20 protein-coding genes are annotated in these 20,362 nt (G+C 71.6%); 11 read left to right on the top strand and 9 right to left on the bottom strand.

What is annotated here, in order from left to right:
- The first annotated feature begins 16 nt into the window (after nt 1-16).
- The 4 genes from EDF55_RS06425 to EDF55_RS06410 all read left to right on the top strand — a co-directional run bounded on the left by EDF55_RS06425 (nt 17) and on the right by EDF55_RS06410 (nt 4,204).
- Nucleotides 17-1,249, top strand: coding sequence for a PIG-L deacetylase family protein (locus tag EDF55_RS06425; RefSeq protein WP_123654111.1), 1,233 nt, complete (start codon nt 17-19; stop codon nt 1,247-1,249).
- 37 nt (nt 1,250-1,286) lie between these two features.
- Nucleotides 1,287-1,604 (top strand): ferredoxin, encoded by a 318-nt coding sequence (fdxA, locus tag EDF55_RS06420; RefSeq protein WP_123654110.1) that lies wholly within the window; start codon nt 1,287-1,289, stop codon nt 1,602-1,604.
- Nucleotides 1,605-1,617: 13 nt separating this feature from the next.
- Nucleotides 1,618-2,736 carry a succinyldiaminopimelate transaminase gene (gene dapC, locus EDF55_RS06415; RefSeq protein ID WP_123654109.1) on the top strand — a complete coding sequence of 373 codons (1,119 nt, stop codon included), beginning with the start codon at nt 1,618-1,620 and terminating at the stop codon, nt 2,734-2,736.
- 169 nt (nt 2,737-2,905) lie between these two features.
- Nucleotides 2,906-4,204, top strand: a complete 1,299-nt coding sequence (locus EDF55_RS06410) for a citrate synthase (RefSeq protein WP_123654108.1) — start codon at nt 2,906-2,908, stop codon at nt 4,202-4,204.
- 157 nt (nt 4,205-4,361) lie between these two features.
- Here the strand turns inward: EDF55_RS06410 and dapD are convergent, their stop codons facing one another.
- Nucleotides 4,362-5,330, bottom strand: coding sequence for a 2,3,4,5-tetrahydropyridine-2,6-dicarboxylate N-succinyltransferase (gene dapD, locus EDF55_RS06405; RefSeq protein ID WP_123654107.1), 969 nt, complete (start codon nt 5,328-5,330; stop codon nt 4,362-4,364).
- A gap of 104 nt (nt 5,331-5,434) precedes the next feature.
- On the opposite strand from dapD, the gene dapE reads away from it, so the two are divergent.
- Both dapE and EDF55_RS06395 read left to right on the top strand, forming a co-directional pair.
- Nucleotides 5,435-6,517 carry a succinyl-diaminopimelate desuccinylase gene (dapE, locus tag EDF55_RS06400; RefSeq protein ID WP_123654106.1) on the top strand — a complete coding sequence of 361 codons (1,083 nt, stop codon included), beginning with the start codon at nt 5,435-5,437 and terminating at the stop codon, nt 6,515-6,517.
- Entirely contained in the window at nt 6,502-7,770 is a 1,269-nt protein-coding gene (locus EDF55_RS06395; RefSeq protein ID WP_123654105.1) for a hypothetical protein, read from the top strand. Before dapE ends, EDF55_RS06395 begins: the two co-directional genes overlap by 16 nt.
- Here EDF55_RS06395 and EDF55_RS06390 read toward each other — a convergent pair.
- Nucleotides 7,749-8,942: an AI-2E family transporter gene (locus tag EDF55_RS06390; RefSeq protein ID WP_185017185.1), complete on the bottom strand. Its 1,194-nt coding sequence runs from the start codon at nt 8,940-8,942 to the stop codon at nt 7,749-7,751. The two genes, EDF55_RS06395 and EDF55_RS06390, sit on opposite strands and share 22 nt — an antisense overlap.
- Nucleotides 8,943-9,069: 127 nt before the next feature.
- Between EDF55_RS06390 and EDF55_RS06385 the strand changes: the two genes are divergently transcribed.
- Together EDF55_RS06385 and EDF55_RS06380 are read left to right on the top strand one after the other, a co-directional pair.
- A complete protein-coding gene (locus EDF55_RS06385; protein WP_017887054.1) occupies nt 9,070-9,240 on the top strand; it encodes a DUF3117 domain-containing protein in 171 nt (56 codons plus the stop codon).
- A gap of 104 nt (nt 9,241-9,344) precedes the next feature.
- Nucleotides 9,345-10,073, top strand: a complete 729-nt coding sequence (locus EDF55_RS06380) for an AAA family ATPase (protein WP_260235849.1) — start codon at nt 9,345-9,347, stop codon at nt 10,071-10,073.
- Here EDF55_RS06380 and EDF55_RS06375 read toward each other — a convergent pair.
- Entirely contained in the window at nt 10,070-10,702 is a 633-nt protein-coding gene (locus tag EDF55_RS06375) for an O-methyltransferase (RefSeq protein WP_123654103.1), read from the bottom strand. The two genes, EDF55_RS06380 and EDF55_RS06375, sit on opposite strands and share 4 nt — an antisense overlap.
- 61 nt (nt 10,703-10,763) lie before the next feature.
- Between EDF55_RS06375 and EDF55_RS06370 the strand changes: the two genes are divergently transcribed.
- Nucleotides 10,764-11,132: a twin-arginine translocase TatA/TatE family subunit gene (locus EDF55_RS06370; RefSeq protein WP_123654102.1), complete on the top strand. Its 369-nt coding sequence runs from the start codon at nt 10,764-10,766 to the stop codon at nt 11,130-11,132.
- A 95-nt stretch (nt 11,133-11,227) separates the two neighbouring features.
- Here EDF55_RS06370 and EDF55_RS19160 read toward each other — a convergent pair whose 3' ends face one another.
- The 4 genes from EDF55_RS19160 to EDF55_RS06350 all read right to left on the bottom strand — a co-directional run bounded on the left by EDF55_RS19160 (nt 11,228) and on the right by EDF55_RS06350 (nt 15,705).
- Entirely contained in the window at nt 11,228-12,532 is a 1,305-nt protein-coding gene (locus EDF55_RS19160; RefSeq protein ID WP_221180729.1) for a carbohydrate-binding protein, read from the bottom strand.
- 171 nt (nt 12,533-12,703) lie between these two features.
- Complete coding sequence (locus tag EDF55_RS06360) at nt 12,704-13,849, bottom strand: Mrp/NBP35 family ATP-binding protein (protein WP_123654697.1); 1,146 nt, start codon at nt 13,847-13,849, stop codon at nt 12,704-12,706.
- A 13-nt stretch (nt 13,850-13,862) separates the two neighbouring features.
- Nucleotides 13,863-14,405, bottom strand: coding sequence for a DUF1003 domain-containing protein (locus EDF55_RS06355; protein ID WP_123654100.1), 543 nt, complete (start codon nt 14,403-14,405; stop codon nt 13,863-13,865).
- Nucleotides 14,389-15,705 carry a magnesium transporter MgtE N-terminal domain-containing protein gene (locus EDF55_RS06350; protein WP_123654099.1) on the bottom strand — a complete coding sequence of 439 codons (1,317 nt, stop codon included), beginning with the start codon at nt 15,703-15,705 and terminating at the stop codon, nt 14,389-14,391. The genes EDF55_RS06355 and EDF55_RS06350 overlap by 17 nt, the downstream gene beginning before the upstream one ends.
- A gap of 172 nt (nt 15,706-15,877) precedes the next feature.
- Here EDF55_RS06350 and EDF55_RS06345 point away from each other — a divergent pair, with 172 nt between their 5' ends.
- Nucleotides 15,878-16,819: a general stress protein gene (locus EDF55_RS06345; RefSeq protein ID WP_123654098.1), complete on the top strand. Its 942-nt coding sequence runs from the start codon at nt 15,878-15,880 to the stop codon at nt 16,817-16,819.
- Nucleotides 16,820-17,397: 578 nt separating this feature from the next.
- Here EDF55_RS06345 and EDF55_RS06340 read toward each other — a convergent pair.
- Complete coding sequence (locus EDF55_RS06340; protein WP_311316800.1) at nt 17,398-17,889, bottom strand: GNAT family N-acetyltransferase; 492 nt, start codon at nt 17,887-17,889, stop codon at nt 17,398-17,400.
- Between the two features lie 9 nt (nt 17,890-17,898).
- Nucleotides 17,899-19,383, bottom strand: coding sequence for an aminopeptidase P family protein (locus EDF55_RS06335; protein WP_123654097.1), 1,485 nt, complete (start codon nt 19,381-19,383; stop codon nt 17,899-17,901).
- A gap of 68 nt (nt 19,384-19,451) precedes the next feature.
- Between EDF55_RS06335 and EDF55_RS06330 the strand changes: the two genes are divergently transcribed.
- The gene (locus EDF55_RS06330) at nt 19,452-20,324 is read left to right on the top strand and encodes a PHP domain-containing protein (protein ID WP_123654096.1); all 873 of its coding nucleotides are present in this window, start codon (nt 19,452-19,454) and stop codon (nt 20,322-20,324) included.
- Nucleotides 20,325-20,362 lie beyond the last annotated feature (38 nt).

The raw sequence follows: 20,362 nt of genomic DNA, 5'->3' as shown, positions 1-20,362 counted from the left end.
CGTACCCTGGGAGACGATGTCCAAGGCCCCCGCGACCCGCCCCGAGCGCGTCCTCTTCGTGCACGCCCACCCGGACGACGAGACCCTGTCGTCCGGTGGGACCATCGCCACGCTCCTCGAGCTCGGCGCCGAGGTCACCGTCCTCACGGCGACCCGGGGCGAGCGCGGCGAGATGCTCACGCCGGAACTCGCGCCGCTGTTCGGTGACGGTCCCCGCGTCGCCGCGCACCGGGAGACCGAGATCGCCGGCGCGCTGGCAGCGCTCGGGCGTCCGGCCCACCTGTGGCTCGGCGGGCCGGGAGCCCGTCCGACCGACCTGCCCGAGCGGCGCTACTCCGACTCCGGCATGCAGTGGGGCCCGGACGGCCGCGCGGTCGCGGCGGACGACGCCCCGGCCGACTCGCTGACCATGGCCGACCTCGGCGAGGTCGTCGACGACGTCCGCGCCGCGATCCGGTCGACCCGGGCCGATGCGGTGATCAGCTACGCGGACGACGGCGGTTACGGCCACCCGGACCACGTGCGGGTGCACAACGCCGCCCGGTACGCGGCGAAGGCCGAGGACGTGCCGTTCTCGATGATCGTCGACCCGGACTCCGGTGAGGCGGACGTCACCGTCGACGTCCTGCCCGTGCGGGCGAAGGTCCGCGCGGCGATCGAGCAGTACCGCTCGCAGGTCGCCGTGGACCCGGTGGACCCCGCCGACCCGACCGCGCTGTCCTGGGTGATGCCGCACGGTGTCCGGCAGCACGCGGCGGCGACCGAGGGCTTCCGGCACGACGAGCCGCCCGCAGCGGCCGCTCCCGAGACGTACGCGGACATGTCCCCGGCGGGCAAGGTCACCGCGGTCGTGGTCGCCCTCGTCGTCGGGCTGCTCGCCGGTGGCCTCGGGACGATCACCCACCAGCAGACGCTCGGGGCGTTCCCGATCGGCATCGTCCTCACCACGCTCATCGTGGTCGGTCTGGTCGTCGGCGTGCGGCTGCTCTACCGGTCCCGCGCGATGGTCGCGGCGGTCGGCATCGGGGTGATCGTCGCCACGCAGGTCCTGGTGTCCGTCGGTGGGCAGAGCTCCCCGCTGGTGCTCGCGAACGCCGCCGGGTACGTGTGGACGTTCGGGCCGGCGATCGTCGCGATGCTCGCGCTCGCCTGGCCGGACCTGTCCGGGCTGCGGGCGGCGCGCCCAGCCGCGGGCGACGCGGCGACGGGTGTCGCCGGACGGTCAGGGTCGGCCGCACCCCGCGAGTAGACTCGAAGCGCTCGTTTCCGAAGGGAGCACCCCGACCGTGACCTACGTGATCGCCCAGCCCTGTGTCGACGTCAAGGACCGCGCGTGCATCGACGAATGCCCCGTGGACTGCATCTACGAGGGTGACCGCTCGCTCTACATCCACCCGGATGAATGCGTGGACTGCGGTGCGTGCGAACCGGTCTGCCCGGTCGAGGCGATCTACTACGAGGACGACCTCCCGGACCAGTGGGCCGACTACTACAAGGCCAACGTCGAGTTCTTCGACGAGGTTGGTTCCCCCGGCGGCGCGGCGAAGGTCGGCGTGATCCACAAGGACCACCCCGTCGTCGCGGCCGAACCGCCGCGCGGCTGAGCCGGACACGCACGTGGCCCTCGACCTCCCCGACTTCCCCTGGGACCAGCTCGTCCCGTTCAAGCAGCGCGCAGCGGAGCACGAGGGCGGCATCGTCGACCTGAGCGTCGGCTCGCCGGTGGACCCGACGCCCGCGCTCGTCCGCTCTGCCCTCGCCGAGGCCACCGACGCGCACGCCTACCCGCAGGTCGCCGGGACCCCCGCGCTCCGTCAGGCGATCGCCGACTGGTACGGCCGCCGGCACGGGGTCGCGCTGCGGGAGGACCAGACCCTGCCGACGATCGGCTCGAAGGAGTTCATCGCCGGGCTCGCGCTCTGGCTCGGCATCGGCCGCGGCGACACCGTCGTGTTCCCGGCCGCCGCGTACCCGACGTACGAACTCGGCGCCGCGCTCGTCGGTGCCACCGCGCTGGCCTCGGACGACCCCGCCGCGTGGCCCGTCGGCACGAAGCTCATCTGGCTGAACTCGCCGGGCAACCCCGACGGCCGCGTCCTCTCCGTCGAGGAACTCCGCGTCGCCGTCGCCCGCGCTCGCGAACTCGGCGCGGTCATCGTCGGGGACGAGTGCTACGCCGAGCTCGGCTGGGAGCCGCCCTACGACGTCACGCCGACGCCGACCATCCTCGACTCCCGCGTGGTGGGGGACTCGGTGGACGGTGTGCTCAGCGTGTACTCGCTCTCGAAGCAGTCGAACCTCGCCGGCTACCGGGCCGCCTTCGTCGCCGGTGACGCCGCGGTCCTCGCCGGGGTGCTCGCCGTCCGCAAGCACACCGGCATGATGCCGCCGCTGCCGGTGCAGCAGGCGATGATCGTGGCGCTCGAGGACACCGCGCACGTGCAGCAGCAGAAGGCGCTGTACCGTGCCCGTCGCGGCATGCTCCGCCGTGCGCTCGAGGGCGCCGGCTTCCGGGTCGACCACAGCGAAGCGGGCCTGTACCTCTGGGCAACGCGCGGCGAACCGGCACTCGACACCGTCGCGTGGCTCGCGGACCGGGGCATCCTCGTCGCCCCTGGGACCTTCTACGGCGCGGCCGGCGGGCAGCACGTGCGGATCGCGCTCACCGCGACCGACGAGCGGATCGCGGCGGCGGCGCAGCGTCTGACCAGCGGTCACCGGCTCGCTTCGTCCTGAACCACCGGAGCGCCGACCACCGAACCGGTCGACCGCTAGTCGTGACTCCCACCAAGTTCGAGGGACCTGGGTGTGCACGAGCGACAGACGGCGCGATTAGGCTGTTGGTGTGACTGACACTGCCAATGACGCTCAGACGACGGCCACACCGCCAACGACGCCCGTCCCCGTGAGTCCCGAAGCCGAGCAGGCGACGGAGACCGCGACGCTGACGTACCCGGGCGGCCAGGCGGAGTTCCCGATCCTGCCGAGCGTCGACGGTGCGTCCACGGTCGACATCTCGACGTTCAAGAAGCAGACCGGGATGAACACGCTCGACTACGGGTTCGTGAACACCGGGTCCACCAAGAGCGCGATCACCTACATCGACGGCGACCAGGGCATCCTGCGCTACCGCGGGTACCCGATCGACCAGGTGGCCTCGAACTGCACCTTCCTCGAAGTCGCCTGGCTCCTGATCTACGGCGAGCTCCCGAACGACGCCGAGCTCGCCGACTTCGACGCGCGCATCCGCCGCCACACGCTGCTGCACGAGGACCTCCGTCGCCTGTTCGACGCCCTCCCGCACTCGGCGCACCCGATGTCCGTCCTCTCCAGCGCCGTCAGCGCCCTGTCGACGTACTACGAGGACGACATGGACGTCGACGACCCGGAGAAGGTCGAGCTGCAGACCGTGCGGCTCCTCGCGAAGCTCCCGGTCATCGCCGCGTACGCGCACAAGAAGTCCATCGGTCAGGCCTTCCTCTACCCGGACAACTCGCTGTCGTTCGTCGACAACTTCCTGCGGCTGAACTTCGGCACCATGGCCGAGACCTACGAGCCGAACCCGGTGCTCTCGAAGGCGCTGGACCGCCTGCTGATCCTGCACGAGGACCACGAGCAGAACGCGTCCACCGCCACCGTCCGGCTGGTCGGTTCGACGAAGGCGAACATGTTCGCGTCGATCTCGGCGGGCATCAACGCCCTGTACGGCCCGCTGCACGGCGGTGCGAACGAAGCCGTGCTCGAGATGCTGCAGCAGATCAAGGACTCCGGCGAGCCCGTGCAGCGCTTCGTCGAGCGGGTGAAGAACAAGGAGCGCGGGGTGAAGCTGATGGGCTTCGGGCACCGCGTCTACAAGAACTACGACCCCCGCGCCAAGCTCGTGAAGGAGTCGGCGGACGAGGTCCTCGAGTCCCTGGGCGTGCAGGACGACCTGCTCGACATCGCCAAGGAGCTCGAGCAGATCGCACTCTCCGACGAGTACTTCATCGAGCGCAAGCTCTACCCGAACGTCGACTTCTACACGGGGATCATCTACAAGGCGATGGGCTTCCCGCCGCGGATGTTCACCGTGCTGTTCGCGATCGGGCGGCTGCCGGGCTGGATCGCCCAGTGGCGCGAGCTCAACAACGACCCGCTCAACAAGATCGGACGCCCGCAGCAGCTCTACGTCGGCTCGCCGAAGCGGGACCTGCCCGAGCGCTGACGCGCGGCGGCGGCGGGCCCTGGCGTCCTTCGCACAACCGAAAGCACCCCGCACCACGCGATCACGTGGTTCGGGGTGCTTTCGGTTGTGCGGGGTCCAGGCGGGCGGAGGCGCAACCGGCGGGCGGACCGAGGGCCGGCGGCGGGCCGCGGGGGCGCTACGCGTGCAGCGCGGTGTTGAGCTGGATGCCCTCGCCCTTGCGCTGCAGCGCCTCGACGGCACCCGTCAGGCTGTTGCGGCGGAACAGGACGTTCGGGGCCCCGGAGAGCTCGGCGGCCTTCACCGTCCTCGGGGTGCCGTCCGGGCTCGGCGCGGCCCCGACGAGCACGACCTTCGTGCCGGCGGTGACGTAGAGCCCCGCCTCGATGACGGAGTCGTCGCCGAGCGAGATGCCGAGGCCGGCGTTCGCCCCGAGGAGCGCGCGCTCCCCGAGGGACACCCGGTGCGTGCCGCCGCCGGAGAGCGTGCCCATGATCGACGCGCCGCCACCGATGTCGGTGCCGTTGCCGACGACGACGCCCTGGGAGACGCGGCCCTCGATCATCGCGTCGCCGAGGGTGCCCGCGTTGAAGTTGACGAAGCCCTCGTGCATGACCGTGGTGCCCGGCGCGAGGTGCGCGCCGAGCCGGACCCGGTTCGCGTCCGCGATGCGGACCCGCTCGGGCGTCACGTAGTCGAGCAGGCGGGGGAACTTGTCGATCGCGTGGACCGCGATGCCCGCGCGCTGCAGGGACGGGCGCAGGCGCGTCAGGTCGGCGGGGAGCACGGGGCCGGCGTTCGTCCACGCGACGATGGGCAGGTGCCCGAACACGCCGTCGAGGTTGATCGTGTTCGGGCGCACGTGCAGGTGGCTGAGCAGGTGCAGGCGGAGGTAGGCGTCCGGGGTGCTCGCGGGTGCCGCATCGATGTCGATCTCGACCGTGACGGCCTCGATCCGGACCCCGCGGCGGGGGTCCTCGCCGATGTGCTCCTGGAGTTCGAGCGGGAAGACCGCGTCGGCGGGCAGTGCGCCGAGATGGGTCTCCGGGAACCAGGTGTCGAGCTCGGTGCCGTCGGCGGCGACGGTCGCGAGGCCGTGGCCCCAGGCGGAGGTGGGGCGGTCGGTGGTGTCGGTCGTCTCGGTCACGGTTCCAGGGTAGCGAGGGGTGCGCCCGGGTTTCGGCGTACGGCGGCCGGGTCCCGGCGTGCGGCGCCCGGGTCCCGGCGTGCGGCGGCCGGTAGGCTTTCGGCATGCCGGAGCAGCTCGACCTCACCGCCTCGTCCATCGACATCACCCGTGCCATCTGCGACATCGAGTCGGTGTCGGGCAACGAGAAGGCCCTCGCCGACGCGATCGAGGCGGTGCTCGCGCCGCTGCCGCACCTCGAGGTGATCCGCGACGGCGACGCGATCGTCGCGCGGACGCATCTCGGCCGTGACCGCCGCGTCGTCATCGCCGGGCACATCGACACCGTGCCGCTCAACGACAACCTGCCGACGGAGTTCCGGACGGCCGAGGACGGCACCGAGATCCTCTGGGGTCGTGGGACCGTCGACATGAAGGCCGGGTGCGCCGTCCAGCTGAAGCTCGCGTACGACCTCACCGACCCGTCGGTCGACGTCACGTGGGTCTGGTACGACCACGAGGAGGTGTCCGACGCGCTGAACGGCCTCGGCCGCCTCGCCCGCACCCGTCCCGAGCTCCTGACCGGGGACTTCGCGATCCTCGGCGAGCCGTCCGGCGCCCAGATCGAGGGCGGCTGCAACGGCAACCTCCGCGCCGAGATCCGGGCGTTCGGCAAGCGCTCCCACAGCGCTCGCAGCTGGATCGGCGACAACGCGATCCACAAGGCAGCCCCGATCCTGGCCGCCCTGGCGGCGTACGAGCCGCGCACCGTCGAGGTCGACGGGCTCGAGTACCGCGAGGGCCTCAACGCGGTCGGCATCACGGGCGGGATCGCGGGGAACATCATCCCCGACGAGGTGATGGTGCACGTGAACTACCGGTTCGCACCGTCCCGCTCCGCCGAGGAAGCGGTCGCCCACATCCGCGAGCTCTTCGACGGCTACCAGGTGGACATCGTCGACCTCGCCGCCGGCGCCCGCCCCGGGCTCGACGCCCCGCTCGCGCAGCACTTCGTCGAGGCCGTCGGCGGCCCGGCCCCTCGCCCGAAGTACGGCTGGACCGACGTCGCACGGTTCTCCGCGCTCGGCGTGCCCGCGGTCAACTACGGCCCCGGCGAGCCGGTCTTCGCGCACCACGACGACGAGCAGGTCCCCGTGGCGCAGATCACCGCGGTGGAGGACGGTCTGCGTCGGTGGCTGACGGCCTGACGACCGGCTCGTCCCGGGACACCGGCGCCGTGCCGGTGCGCCGGCCCCGCCCGGGTGCGGCTCGGTGGCGTGCGCGCTACCGGGTGGTCCCGTGGTGGCTGCGGATCACGGTCGTGTACGTGCTCGCCCGGATCGTCACGGGCGCGCTGCTCATGTCGTTCGCGCGCATCCAGTCGGCGAACTCGTTCACCCTGCAGCACCCGCACTACCTGTCGTTCGCGTCCATCTGGGACGGCGCCTGGTACCGGGTGATCGCTGCGAACGGGTACCCGTCGACGCTGCCGGTCGACGCCGCCGGGCACGTGACGGAGAACGCGTGGGCGTTCATGCCGGCGTACCCGTTCCTCGTCCGGGCGCTGATGACCCTGACCGGGGCGTCGTTCGAGCTCGTGGCGATCTCGGTGTCACTGCTCTTCGGCTGGGGGTCGGCGCTGGTGTTCCGGCGGCTGATGGGGCGCTTCCTCGACCCGGCCCGGGCGACGTTCGCCACGGTGCTGCTCTGTGTCGCCCCCCTCTCGGTGATGTTCCAGGTCGCCTACGCGGAGTCGATGGGGCTGTGCCTGCTCCTCGTCGCGCTGCTGCTCCTCGTCGAGCGTCGGTTCTGGACGATGCTCCCCGTCGTGCTGCTGCTCGGCATGACGCGGCCGACCGGGCTGGCGTTCGCGCTCCTGATGGTGATGGTCATCGCGGTGTGGGTCGTCCGCCCCGCATGGATCCGGCTCGCGCCGCTGGGCAGCATCCGACAGCTCGTCGCACCGGCTGTCGTCGCGGTGGTGTCCGGCCTGGTGGGGCTCGCGTGGCCCGCCGTCGCGTGGGCGGTCACCGGAGTGCCGCGGGCGTACACGGACACCGAGCTCGCATGGCGCTCGTCGTACATCGGATGGAAGGACCTCGTGCCCTTCGCCCCGTGGATCCAGGGGTTCGGGTGGTGGTTCCGGCAGCCCGCGGGGTCGGTGCTGCTCGTGGTCGTGCTGATCGGCTTCGCGGCGTTCGTGTTCATGCCGCCCGCACGCCGGATCGGCCTCGAGCTCCGGCTGTGGGCCGTCGCGTACCTCGTCTACCTGCTCGCGGTCTTCTTCCCGCAGTCGAGCACGTGGCGCATCCTGCTGCCGATCGCGCCGTTGCTCGGGATCGTGGCGCTGCCCAGGTCCCGCGCCTACCGCGTGCTCGTGGTGGTGCTCTGCGTGGTGCTGCAGTGGGTGTGGATGTACTACTGCTGGTGGGTCGACGGCTACGACTGGACCCCACCGTGATCGGCGTCCGCGGCGGACGCGCCTGCCGTCGCAACCGCCTCCGCGTCCGCTGACAACGCCGGCGGTGGCACGTCGGGCCGCCAGTTCGCCGCTGCGAGCACCATCGCGTTCACCGTCGCGATGAACGGCACCGCGAAGAACGCCCCGACGACCCCGGCGATCGTGGTGCCCGCGACGACGCCGAGTGCGACGCCGAGCGGGTGCACCTTCACGGCGCTGCCGGTGAGGAACGGGTGCAGGACGTGGCTCTCGAGCTGCTGCACGAGCACCACGATGCCGAGCATGAACAGCGCCGGCACCCATCCGTTGAACACCAGCGCGATGAGCACCGCGACGCTCCCCGCGACGATCGCGCCGACCACGGGGACGAACGCGCCGAGGAACACGACCACGCCGATCGGGATCGCCAGCGGCACCTGCAGGATCAGCGCACCGACCACCACGCCGAGCGCGTCCGTGATCGCGACGACGAGCTGCACCCGGATGAAGCTGGTCAGGGTGTGCCAGCCCGCCTCGCCCGCGACGCCGATCCGCGGCCGGGCACGCCGGGGGAAGAGCCGGAGGACCCAGGTCCAGATCCGGCGGCCGTCGATGAGCACGAAGAGGGTCGTGAAGACGACGATGAACAGGCCCTCGAGGACGTGCACCGCACCGGTCCCCGCTGCCTGGAACCCGGACAGGATCGATGCGACGTGCGCCTGCAGGTAGTCGAAGCCGTCCGAGATCCACCCGTTGACGTCCTTGGCCGTGATCCCGAACGGCTCGCTGTCGAGCAGGGTCTGCAGCGACCGGACGCTGTGGTGCAGGCGCCGTTCGAGCGACGGCAGGTCGTACCGGATCTGCGCCGTCACCACGAGCGCGAGCGCGCCGATCGCCAGCGCGACGGAGACCAGGCTCGAGAGCACCGCCGTCCACTTCGGCCACCGGTGCCGCTGCAGGAACGAGGACATCGGGGCGAGCAGCGCGCAGAGCAGCAGCGCGATGAGGAACGGCACGATGATGTCCTGCAGCACCACCACGAGCGCGATCACGACGGCGAGTGCTGCGGCGACGATGAGCAGCCGCCAGGAGAACGCACCGGCGATGCGGAGACCAACGGGGACGGCGTCGGCGACGGGGTCGGCTGAGGGGTCCGGCGGGCTCGGACGGCGCGTGGAGGGAACGGTCGGCACGTCCACAGACTAGGAATCCGAGCCGCGAAGACGACGGGATCCGCACCCCCCAACCTGGGCGGTTTCGCAGTTCGCCCCCTGGTACGGGATAATGGGGGTGCACATACTGCACGAAAGGGGACATCTGATGGCAGCCATGAAGCCGAGGACCGGTGACGGGCCGATGGAGGCTGTTAAGGAGGGTCGACTCATCATCGTGCGGGTTCCGCTCGAAGGTGGAGGCCGCCTTGTCGTCTCGGTCAACGATGCCGAGGCGAAGGAACTCCACGACGCTCTCGCCGAGGTCGTCTCGGCCTAGTTCGTCGACGCACCACAACAGGCACCAGCCAGCAGGCCCGGGATACTCGTCCCGGGCCTGCTGTCGTCCCGGGTGCTGTCGGGGGTCGTCGGCATGATGGCCCCGTGCCACGATCCCGCCGCCCCGTCCGTCGCGTCGAGGAGTACCCGGCCGACCCGATGCCCCGCGACGTCTGGCCGTCGACGCTCGCCCCGGTCCGGCAGCTCCTCGACGAGGGGATCGACCTGGACACCGTCACGGTCGTCGTCGGGGAGAACGGTGCCGGCAAGTCGACCCTGGTCGAGGCCATCGCGCTCGCCTACGGCATGAGCCCAGAGGGCGGGTCGACGAACTCGGGGCACAGCACCCGACCGAGTGAGTCGCAGCTCTGGGAGCACATCGCCCTGCACCGTGAGCCTGGTGCGCCGAAGGGCGGGTTCTTCCTCCGTGCGGAGACGATGCACGGGTTCTTCACGTACCTCGAGGAGCACCCGGGTGCCCGCCCGGAGCCCGTGTTCCACGAGCGCAGCCACGGCGAGTCGTTCCTCGACTTCGTGATCGACCGGTCGCAGTGGCCAGGCCTCTGGATCCTCGACGAACCGGAGTCGGCGCTGTCGTTCCAGGGGTGCCTGACGCTGATCGGGCTGCTGCAGGCGATCATCGACGACGGCCTCGGGCAGGTGGTGCTGTCGACGCACTCACCCGTGCTCGCGGCGTTCCCCGGCGCCACGATCCACGAGGTGGGGGAGTGGGGCCTCCGTCGCAGCTCTTGGGAAGACCTCGACCTGGTGCGGAACCAGCGGTCGTTCCTGGCGTCCCCGGAGCGCTACCTGCGCCACCTCGGAGCGGACTAGTTCGTGACCTTGGTCATCTGCAGCAGCCCGTCGCCGGCCGGGGACAGCGCGCTGATGACCGCACCGGACGTCGAGACCTCGGTCAGGAGCAGCCGGAAGTCGGTGGTGGCACGGTCCCGCTTCACCGGGTCCGCGACGCGTCCGCGCCAGAGCGCGTGCGGGACGAGGACGGTCCCACCGAGCCGTGCCAGGCGCAGCCCGTGTTCGACGTACTCGATCACGTGCTCGGGGTCCGCGTCGACGAGCACGACGTCGTAGGACGCCTCGTTCATCCGCGGGAGCACCTGGTTCGCGCGTCCGGGGATGAGCCGCACCCGGGACGGTGCGGTGCCGGCGGCGATGTAGGCGTCGCGGGCGTACTGCTGGTGGTCCACTTCGATGTCGATCGTGGTGAGGGTGGCCTTCGGCGCGCCGCCGAGCAGGTACAGCCCGGACACGCCGAGCCCCGTCCCGATCTCGATGATCGCGGTGGCTCGGGACGCTGCGGCGACGACACCGATCTGGGCACCGATCGCCGGCGAGATCGCCTCGACGCCGAGTTCCAGGGAGTGCTCACGCGCGCGAGCGATCACCCCGGACTCGGAGACGATGTCCTCCGCGAACTTCCAGTTCGACTCTTTCTCTGACACGCACACTCCTCGGACGACAACTCTAGGCCGCAGCACGGTCGGTTCGGGTTAGGCTCGCTCCGTGAACATCCCGCTCGACAAGATCCTGATCATCGGGATCATTGCCGTGCTCCTGCTCGGCCCGCAGCGCCTGCCGATGTACGCGCAGAAGCTCGCCGAGTTCGTGAAGGCCGTCCGACGGTTCGCGGACACCGCGAAGGACCGGATGCGCGAGGAGATGGGGCCGGACTTCGACGACGTCGACTGGCAGAAGCTCGATCCGCGCCAGTACGACCCGCGCCGGATCATCCGTGACGCGCTGCTCGACTCCGCCACCGGTGCGGGAGCGGCAGAGACGGTCCAGGTCACCGCATCGAAGGTGCGGGCGCCGGCGCCGGTGGTCCCGCTCGCTGCAGGCGAGCAGGCGCCGTACGACGCCGAGTCCACCTAGGAACGATCCGTTGCGGCCCGACACGCGGCCAGGACGACGGACGGGAGGCCCGGTGCCAGCTGGCACCGGGCCTCCCGTCGTGCAGCGGGTCCCGACTACCGCAGGTCGGCCAGGAAGCGGTCGGTCCAGGCCAGGGCGGCCGTCCCCGTCACCGAGCTGCACGTGGCGGACGCGGTGCTCGTCGGGGTGGCGCAGGGGGTGTCGCGGTCGAGCGACCAGGTGTGCACCCCGGCGAGTCCGTGTGCCTTCGCGTACGCGGACACCGTGTCGGCGTCGGCCAGTGTGAAGACCTCGTCGGAGGCGTCGTTCACGCCGAGCATCGGGGTGACCTCGATCTTCGACGCCGCGATCCCGTAGGTGTGCTGCAGGTTCGTCACCGCCTGGATCGTGGACTGTCCCATCTCGCAGGTGGAGCCGACGACCACGCAGTTCGCGGTGGTGGCGCGTCCGAAGTCCATCGTCATGAGGTTGACGGTGTAGTTCGTCAGCGTCGAGGCCGTGATCGCCTTCACCGTGGCGTCCCCGGTGCTGTTGAGCCCGCCGAAGCTGCCGTCCGACGCGGCGAGGGTCGCCAGCGTGAAGGAGAAGCGCAGGCCCGGGTACTTCGCCTGGGCCAGTGCCGCCGCGCTCACGAGGTTCTGCACGTCGGCCGCGGACTGCCCGCTCTCGATGTCGAAGTCGACGCCGATCATGTGGGGGCTGGCGTACCGCGCGATGAAGCTCTGCAGTGCGGTGCCGGAGCACTTGAACGACCCGGCCGCCCCGCCGGTGCTGACGATGTAGTTCACGCCGGCGGCGTCGAGCTTCGGGATGTTGGCGCTCGCGAACGCGTCCGCGGCGACCCCGCCCCAGTTCTCGCTGCCGCAGGTGCCGGTCGCGAAGGCGAGCGTGATGGCCTTCAGTCCGGGCTCCTTCGTCGACACGAGGCTGTTCGCTGAGCCGACGACGGGGATGCGGGTGCCGGTGACGGCGGTGTTCATCACGTTCGTGTTCCAGTCGAGGTTCACCGTGACGTCCTTGTACGGGCTGAAGACCAGCCCGCTCGCCGTGCCCGTGCTGCCGTTGCCGGGCGTCGTGGTCCCGCCGCCGGTCCCACCGCCCGTGCCGCCGCCCCCGGTGCTGCCGCCCGTGCAGGCGCCCGTCGAGGTCCACGGCTGCCCGCTGCCGGTCGCGCCCGAGTGGGTCGCGGGGTCGTCCCCCTGCGTCCACCAGTTCGCGGTGTAGTTCGTGCCGTTCTCGCTGACGGTGGCGCCGCCGTTGTAGGCGGTCCCCGATGCCCACGCGGTCGCGCAGGTGGTGGTGGTCGCGGCGGTGGCGGGGACGGCCGCGAGTGTTCCCCCGACGACCGCTGCTGCCACGGCGCCGATCACGCCGATCCGGATCCTGGTGTTCCTGTTCACCTGAGTGCTCCAGTTCTTCGGCCGACGTCGATGTCGGCACGGTGGATGCCCCTGCGCCCTGATTCCGCAGGAGCATTGTGGAATGTCCCTGCATATTGCTCTCGACAACAGTCGGCGTCCATGAAGAGACGTACAGGGAGCGGGAAGCGGAGCGGGGCCGGAGCACTCGGCTCAGGACAGGGAGAGTCCCAGCTTCCGGCCGGACAGCCCGCGTCCGAGTGCCACGACCCGGTCGGCGATCCCGGTCAACGCCACGGCGGCCGGGTCGTCCGGGGCACCGAGCACCACGGGTTCGCCGGCGTCGCCGCCCTGCCGGAGCGGCACCGAGAGCGGCACGCTGCCGAGCACCGGCACGGGGGAGTCCTGCCCGCGCGAGAGCCGGGCCGCGGTCTCCGCACCGCCGCCCTCACCGAACAGGTGCAGCACGGAGCCGTCGGGCCGCACGAGCCCAGCCATGTTCTCCACGACGCCGATGACCCGCTGCCCGGTCTGTCGCGCCACGATGCCGCTCCGCTCGGCGACGTCCGCCGCCGCGGCCTGTGGGGTCGTCACGACGAGCACCTCGGCGTGCGGCAGGAGCTGCCCGACGGAGATCGCCACGTCCCCGGTGCCGGGCGGCATGTCGAGGAGCAGCACGTCGAGGTCGCCGAACCACACGTCGGTGAGGAACTGGTTCACGGTGCGGTGCAGCATCGGCCCGCGCCAGGACACCGCGGTGGAGGCGTCGTCGACGAACATCCCGATCGACACGACCTTCACGTCGTGGGCGACCGGCGGCAGGATCATGCTGTCCACCCGGGTCGGGCGCGGTGCGACGCCGTGCTCGTCCGTGAGGCCCATCAACCCGGGGACGCTGAACCCGTGCACGTCGACGTCGACGATGCCGACCCGGAGCCCGCGACGGGCGAGCGCGACGGCCAGGTTCACCGTGACGGTGGACTTGCCGACGCCGCCCTTGCCGCTCGTCACCGCGATCACGCGGGTGAGTGAGTCCGGGGTGAACTGCACGCCCTTCGGCCGGCCCTCGCGGAGCCGCGCCGTCAGGGCCGCGCGGACCGCCGGGTCCATCACCGACACGTCCACGGACACCGACGACACCCCGTCCACCGAACCGGCGGCGATGCGGACGTCGCGCTCGATCGTGTCGGCGGCCGGGCACCCGACGATCGTGAGCTGCAGGTCGACGCGCACCGTGCCTCCCGGCTGGACGTCGACACCACGGATCATGTCGAGCTCCGTGACGGGCCGGCGGATCTCCGGGTCGATGACGCGGCCGAGCGCGGTGAGGACCCGAGCGCCGAGCGCCTCGTCGTCCACCGGGTGCGTGGCGTCAGCCACGGACGTCCACCGCGCGCTCCGGGTCGCCGTCGTCGATCGCGTCGCGACGGTCCAGTTCCTCGAGCAGCGAGCGCAGCTCCGCGCGGATGAAGTCCTTCGAGGCCATGTCCCGCATCGCCAGGCGGAGCGCGACGACCTCTCGGGCGAGGTACTCGGTGTCCGCCAGGTTCCGCTCGGCGCGCTGCCGGTCCTGCTCGAACTGCACCCGGTCGCGGTCGTCCTGCCGGTTCTGCGCGAGGAGGATCAGCGGCGCCGCGTACGAGGCCTGCAGCGACAGCACCAGCGTCAGCGCCGTGAAGCCGATGGCCGCGGAGTCGAACTGCAGCTGCTTCGGCGTGAAGACGTTCCAGGCCATCCAGACGACGCAGAAGAGGGTCAGGCCGACCAGGAACCAGGGCGTTCCCATTGCGCGTGCGATGCCTTCGGTCGCACGACCGAACGCGTCACCGCGGCCCGAGCGCCGACGGGTCGGCAGGACGCGCGTGCGCATGCCCTTGGGGGAGTCGAGACGGGTGTTCTCATCCGTTCGTGCCACGTGTGGTCCTCCTCCCCGCGCTCACGGGGGTCCTACGGCTCTTGGTGCGGGGGCGTGCGGGTTCACCGTCGCCCTGACTTCGCCAGTCGTCCGGCAGGACGTGGTCGAGCACGTCGTCGATCGTCACCACCCCGACCAGACGGTGGGCGTCGTCGACCACGGGGACGGACACGAGGTTGTAGGTCGCCATCACACGCGTGACCTCCGCCGCACTGGCATCGACACGGACCGGTTCGGTCTGCTGGTCGATGAGCGTGCCGAGGCGTTCGTTCGGCGGGTAGCGGAGCATGCGCTGGAAGTGCACCAGCCCGAGGAACCGGCCGGTCGGCGGTTCGTACGGCGGGAGCGTGACGCAGACGCTCGCGCCGAGCGCCGGTGCGAGCTCGTGCCGGCGGATCAGCGCGAGGCCCTCGGCCACGGTGGCGTCCGCGGAGACGATCACCGGCTCGGTCGTCATGAGGCCACCGGCGGTGTCCGGCTCGTACTCGAGCAGCATCCGGACGTCCTGCGCCTCTTCCGGCTCCATGAGCTGCAGGAGCGCTTCGCTCCGCTCGTCGGAGAGCTCGGCCAGCAGGTCGGCGGCGTCGTCCGGCTGCATCTGGTCGAGGACGTCGGCGGCGCGGGCGTCCTCGAGCGAGGACAGGATCGCCACCCGCTCGGCGTCCGGCATCTCCTCGAGCACGTCGGCGAGCCGGTCGTCGGGGAGTTCCTCCGCCACCTCGAACCGGCGCTCCGCCGGCAGGTCGAGCAGCGTCGACGCGAGGTCGGCCGGCACCAGGTCCGAGTACGCGGCGATGACGTGCTCGGCGGACTGGGACTCACCGGGGAGCTCGTCCTCGGTGACCTCGTTCCAGGTGGCGAACGTCGTCGGGCCCTTGCCGAACGGCGACGGCGTCGTCTTCGGCTTGCGGAGGAAGAGCTGCGACACCTCCCAGTCGCCCTGGCCACGGTCCTCGATCGCGATGTCCTCGATCGTGGCGCGGATGCGGTCCTTCGTGATGAGCACCTTGCGCCCGAGCATCTCCGCGATCACCCGGACCTCGCCGCCGCGCTGCTCGAAGCGACGCATGTTGACCAGGCCGGTCGTGATCACCTGCCCGGCACCGATCGAGGTGATCCGGCCGACGCTGACGAAGATGCGGCGCTTGCCGGGGACCTCGACGATCAACCCCACGACGTGCGGAGGATCGGCCCGCCGGTAGACGACGAGGACGTCCCGGACCCTGCCGACGCGATCGCCCGCGGGGTCGAAGACGGAGCACCCGGCCAGGCGGGCGACGAAGACCTTCGTGGCGCTCACGATCTCAGCGTAGTCGGTCACCCGGTCCGTTCCCTGGCGGTGGCCCGGCCGGTTCCCCGGTGGTGGCCCGGCCGGTTCCCTGGCGGTGGCCCGGCCGGTTCCCCGGCGGTGGCCCGGCCGGTTCCCCGGTGGTTCTCGTGCGATCGCAAGGGGGACGGTGGATGATGACTGTGTGAGCACTCAGAGCCCCTTCCGCGGTCGCACGGCGCAGGTCTTCCCCACGCTGCCCCGCGGAGACGTCCTCGGCACCTTCGACAGCTACCCCGAAGCGCAGGCGGTGGTGGCGAAACTCGCCGAGTCCGACTTCCCGGTGAACAAGCTCTCGATCGTCGGCAACGACCTCAAGACCGTCGAGCGCGTCACCGGCAAGATGACCTACGGCCGTGCCGCCCTGGCCGGTGCACTGTCCGGGCTCTGGCTCGGCATCTTCTTCGGCATCGTGCTGACGCTGTTCTCACCGACGGCCGGCGGCCTCATCCTCGCCGCGGCCATCATCGGCGCCGCGTTCGGCATGCTCTACGGCATCGTCTCCTTCGCGATCACGAAGCGGCAGCGGGACTTCACGAGCGTGCACCAGGTGCTCGCCACGAACTACCAGATCATCGTCGACCCGCAGCTCGTCGGGCAGGCGCAGCGGATCCTCGGCCAGTCCGGTGCGACGCCGCACGCCGCGTGGAACCCGGGGCAGCAGTCGGGTGCTCCCGGGTCGCAGTTCCAGGGACCGCCGCAGCAGCAGTCGTGGCGTCCGGGTCCGCCCCAGGGGTCGCCCTACGGTGGGCACTCCACACCCCACAACCAGCCTGGAGGCCCGGCGCAGTCCGGCCCCGCCGCCCCCGCCACGGGTGCGCAGCCGCGCTACGGCACCAACGACGGTCCGCGCTACGGCGAGGTCGCGCAGCCGGGTCAGTCCGGTCAGCCGGGTCAGTCCGGCCAGGCCGCCCAGCCGGTCGCGCAGCAGCAGCCGGCTGCGCCGTCGGCACCGCGTGCCGAAGAGCCCCCGCGCTACGGGGAGCGGATCCCGGGCGCGACGCCTCCGGCGCCGGCGTCGTCCCCCGACGCGCAGGCGCCCGGCGCTTCCGCGCCCGAGGCCCCGTCCCCCGACGACAAGCGCTGACGCGGCGCGCGCCGCGCTCCGCGCTCCGCCGCGCTCCGCGCTCCGCGCTCCGCGCCCCGCGCTCCCGCCGAGATCGCACTCCGTGTCGCTTCCCCCTCGGGGACCCGACACGGAGTGCGATCTCACGTGCGCTGTGGCGCTGACGGCGCCCCGCGACGCCCGCGCCCCGCGCTCCGCGCTCCGCGCTTCGCGTTCGGCGCCCCGCGACGCCCGCGCCCCGCGCTCCGCGCTTCGCGTTCGGCGCCCCGCGCTTGGCGCTCCCGCCCCGCGCTCCGCGCTCCGCGCTTCGCGTTCGGCGCCCCGCGCTTGGCGCTCCCGCCGAGATCGCACTCCGTGTCGCTTCCCCTTCGGGGACCCGACACGGAGTGCGATCTCACGTGCGCTGTGGCGCGTACGAGACGGCGGGTGCGGGACGGCCCGCGAGTTCGAGCGGTCACGACACCCCGGAGCCGACCGTCGAGTGGTCACGAGTCGTCCTGCGCGTGGGTGCTGGTCGATGGTTCACGACCGGTCGGCAAGGGGAGCGCGGGGTGTTGCGACCGGTCGGCAGGGGCACGGGATCGGCGAAGCGGCCGGCGCTAGAGGACCTTCGAGTAGCAGGCGGAGAGCGGGGCGCCGACGTAGGGGCCGAAGTTCGCGATGCGGGTGAACCCCTCGCGCTCGTAGAACCGGATCGCGCGCTTCTGCTCCGTGCCGGTCTCGAGCACGAGCGCCGGTGACCCGAGGTCGAGCGCCGCTTCTTCCAGGCGCCGGAGGATCCCCGTCGCGACACCCGCACCGCGGGACTCCCGCCGCACGTACATCCGCTTGATCTCGGTCACGCCGTCCTCGACGACGCGCAGGCCCCCGCATCCGAGCGGTGTGCCGTCGGCGTCCCGCGCGACGAAGAACACCGCGATGGACTCCGCGGTCGGCTTCGCACCCGGCTCGGTGTCCCCTCCGTAGGTGCTGTCGATCTCGATGCGCTGGGCAGCGCGCAGCCGCATGGCGTCGGGCGAGTCGAAGTGCTCGACGTCGATCGCGATCTGCTGCGGGGAGGTGCTCTGCGGTGTCGCCTCGGGTGTGCTCACCCGCTCAGGCTAGCGCCCGGTGCGGGCGATCCACCCCTCCACTTCCGAGGGGGTCCTGGGGATGCCGATCGACAGGTTCTCAGCACCGTCGGCGGTCACGAGGATGTCGTCCTCGATGCGGATGCCGATGCCGCGGAACTCCTCGGGGACGGTCAGGTCGTCCTGCTGGAAGTACAGACCGGGCTCGATCGTGAACACCATGCCGGGCTCGATGACGCCGTCGATGTACATCTCACGACGGGCCTTCGCACAGTCGTGGACGTCGAGGCCGAGGTGGTGGCTCGTGCCGTGCACCATGTAACGGCGGTGGAACTGGTTGTCCGGCTGCAGCGACTCTTCCGCGGAGACCGGCAGGAAGCCCCACTCGGCGGTCTTCCGCGCGATGACGTCCATCGCGGTGGCGTGCACCTGCCGGAAGGTGATGCCCGGCTTGACGATCGCGAACGCGGCGTCCGCGGCTTCGAGCACGGCGTCGTAGACCAGGCGCTGCACGTCGGTGAACGTCCCGCTGACCGGGAGCGTGCGGGTGATGTCGGCCGTGTAGAACGAGTCGACCTCGACGCCGGCGTCGATGAGGATCAGGTCCCCGGGCTGCACGGCGCCGTCGTTCCGGGTCCAGTGCAGGATGCAGGCGTGGTGCCCGGACGCGGCGATGGTGTCGTAGCCCACGGTGTTGCCGTCGGCGCGTGCTCGGCGGTTGAACGTTCCCTCGACGATGCGCTCCCCACGGGGGTGGGCGAGCACCGCGTCGAAGTCGGCGATGACGTCGTCGAAGCCGTGCTTGGTCGCGTCGACGGCCTTGCGGAGCTCGTTGACCTCGAACGGGTCCTTCACGAGGCGGAGCTCGGAGAGGTCGCGGGCCAGGACGTCGTCGGAGGCGGGAGCGTCGTCGGACTCGGCCAGGCCACCGACAGGGGAGCCGATCCGGTCGTCGAGCGCGCGGGTGAGGTCGGCGTCGGCGTCGCGGACGACCAGCACGGAGTCGTCGAGGGCGTCCGAGACACCCGCGAAGTCACCGAGGTCGGCCGTCGCGAGACCGAGGTCCGCAGCGACTTCGGCCAGCGACGGACGCGGCCCGACCCAGAACTCGCCGATCTCGGGGTTTGCGTAGAACTCTTCCGAGTCGCGCCCGGCGGTGGCGCGGAAGTACAGGGTGGCGTCGTGCCCGGAGTCGTTCGGGGTCATCACGAGGACGGAACCGACGACCGTGTCGGTTCCCCACCCGGTCAGGTGCGCGAACGCGGAGTGCGGACGGAAGGGGTAGTCGCAGTCGTTCGAGCGGACCTTCGCCTGCCCGGCGGGCACCACGATGGTGCGTCCGGGGTGCAGCTCGGAGATGCGTGCCCGGCGTGCGGCGGCGAACGTCGCCTGCTCGCGTGCAGCGGGCACGGGGCGGTCCCGCTCGGCCCACTGGGACCCGATGAAGTCCTTGAAGGTCGAGGAGCCGGGGGTGGTGGAGCGGTTGCTCGTCGCGCGGGGAGTCGTGTCGGCCATGCCCCCATCATCGCACCGCACCAGCCCCTCGGCCTGTGCACCCGCTCACCTGTGGATAGCATTGTGCCGTGCCCGACCCGTTCATCGACCTGCACGCGCACTCGAGTGTCTCCGACGGCACCGAGCCGCCCGCCGCGCTCGTCCGGGCCGCAGCCGCTGCCGGCCTCGACGCCGTCGCGCTGACCGACCACGACACCACGTCGGGCTGGGCCGAGGCGACGGCCGCCGCGCGCGAGCTCCCGCTGACGCTCGTCCCCGGCCTCGAGCTGAGCACCCGTGTCGGGTACCGGAGCGTGCACGTCCTCGGGTACCTCGTCGACCCGGAGGACCCCGCGCTCGTCGCGGAGACCACCCGCATCCGCGACGGACGGCTCGCCCGCGCGCGTCGCATGGTCGAGCGCATCGGCCAGGACCACCCGATCACCTGGGACGACGTCATCGCGCAGGCCAGCCCCGGTGCGACGATCGGCCGGCCGCACATCGCCGACGCGCTCGTCGCACGCGGCCTCGAGTCCGACCGCAGTGCGGCGTTCCGCGGCATCCTGCACCCGGCCTCCGGCTACTACGAACCGCACGAGGCCCCGACACCGCTCCGGGGCGTCGAACTCATCCGCGGCGCCGGCGGCGTGCCCGTGATCGCGCACCCGGCAGCGACCTCACGGGGCATCGTCATCGACGAAGCCGCCCTCCGGGAGCTCGTCGACGCCGGGCTCGGTGGCCTCGAGGTCGACCACCGCGAGAACCTCGCCCACGGCAAGCGCACCCTGCTCGAGTGGGCGGACCGCTACGACCTGTTCGTCACGGGTTCCAGCGACTACCACGGCACCGGCAAGCCGAACCGGCTCGGCGAGCACCGGACGTCCCGCCGCGCCTTCGACGAGATCCTCGCGCAGGCCACCGGCAGCGCCCCGGTCGTCGGCCCCGGCTCGCGCCTGGCCTGACCGACTGCTGCCGGAACGCGACAGTGCCCGTGGGTGAG

Source organism: Curtobacterium sp. ZW137 (assembly GCF_003762905.1).
Taxonomy (GTDB): domain Bacteria; phylum Actinomycetota; class Actinomycetes; order Actinomycetales; family Microbacteriaceae; genus Curtobacterium.
The sequence above is the reverse complement of the archived record's forward strand: the minus strand, read 5'-3'. Positions and strand labels throughout refer to the sequence as shown.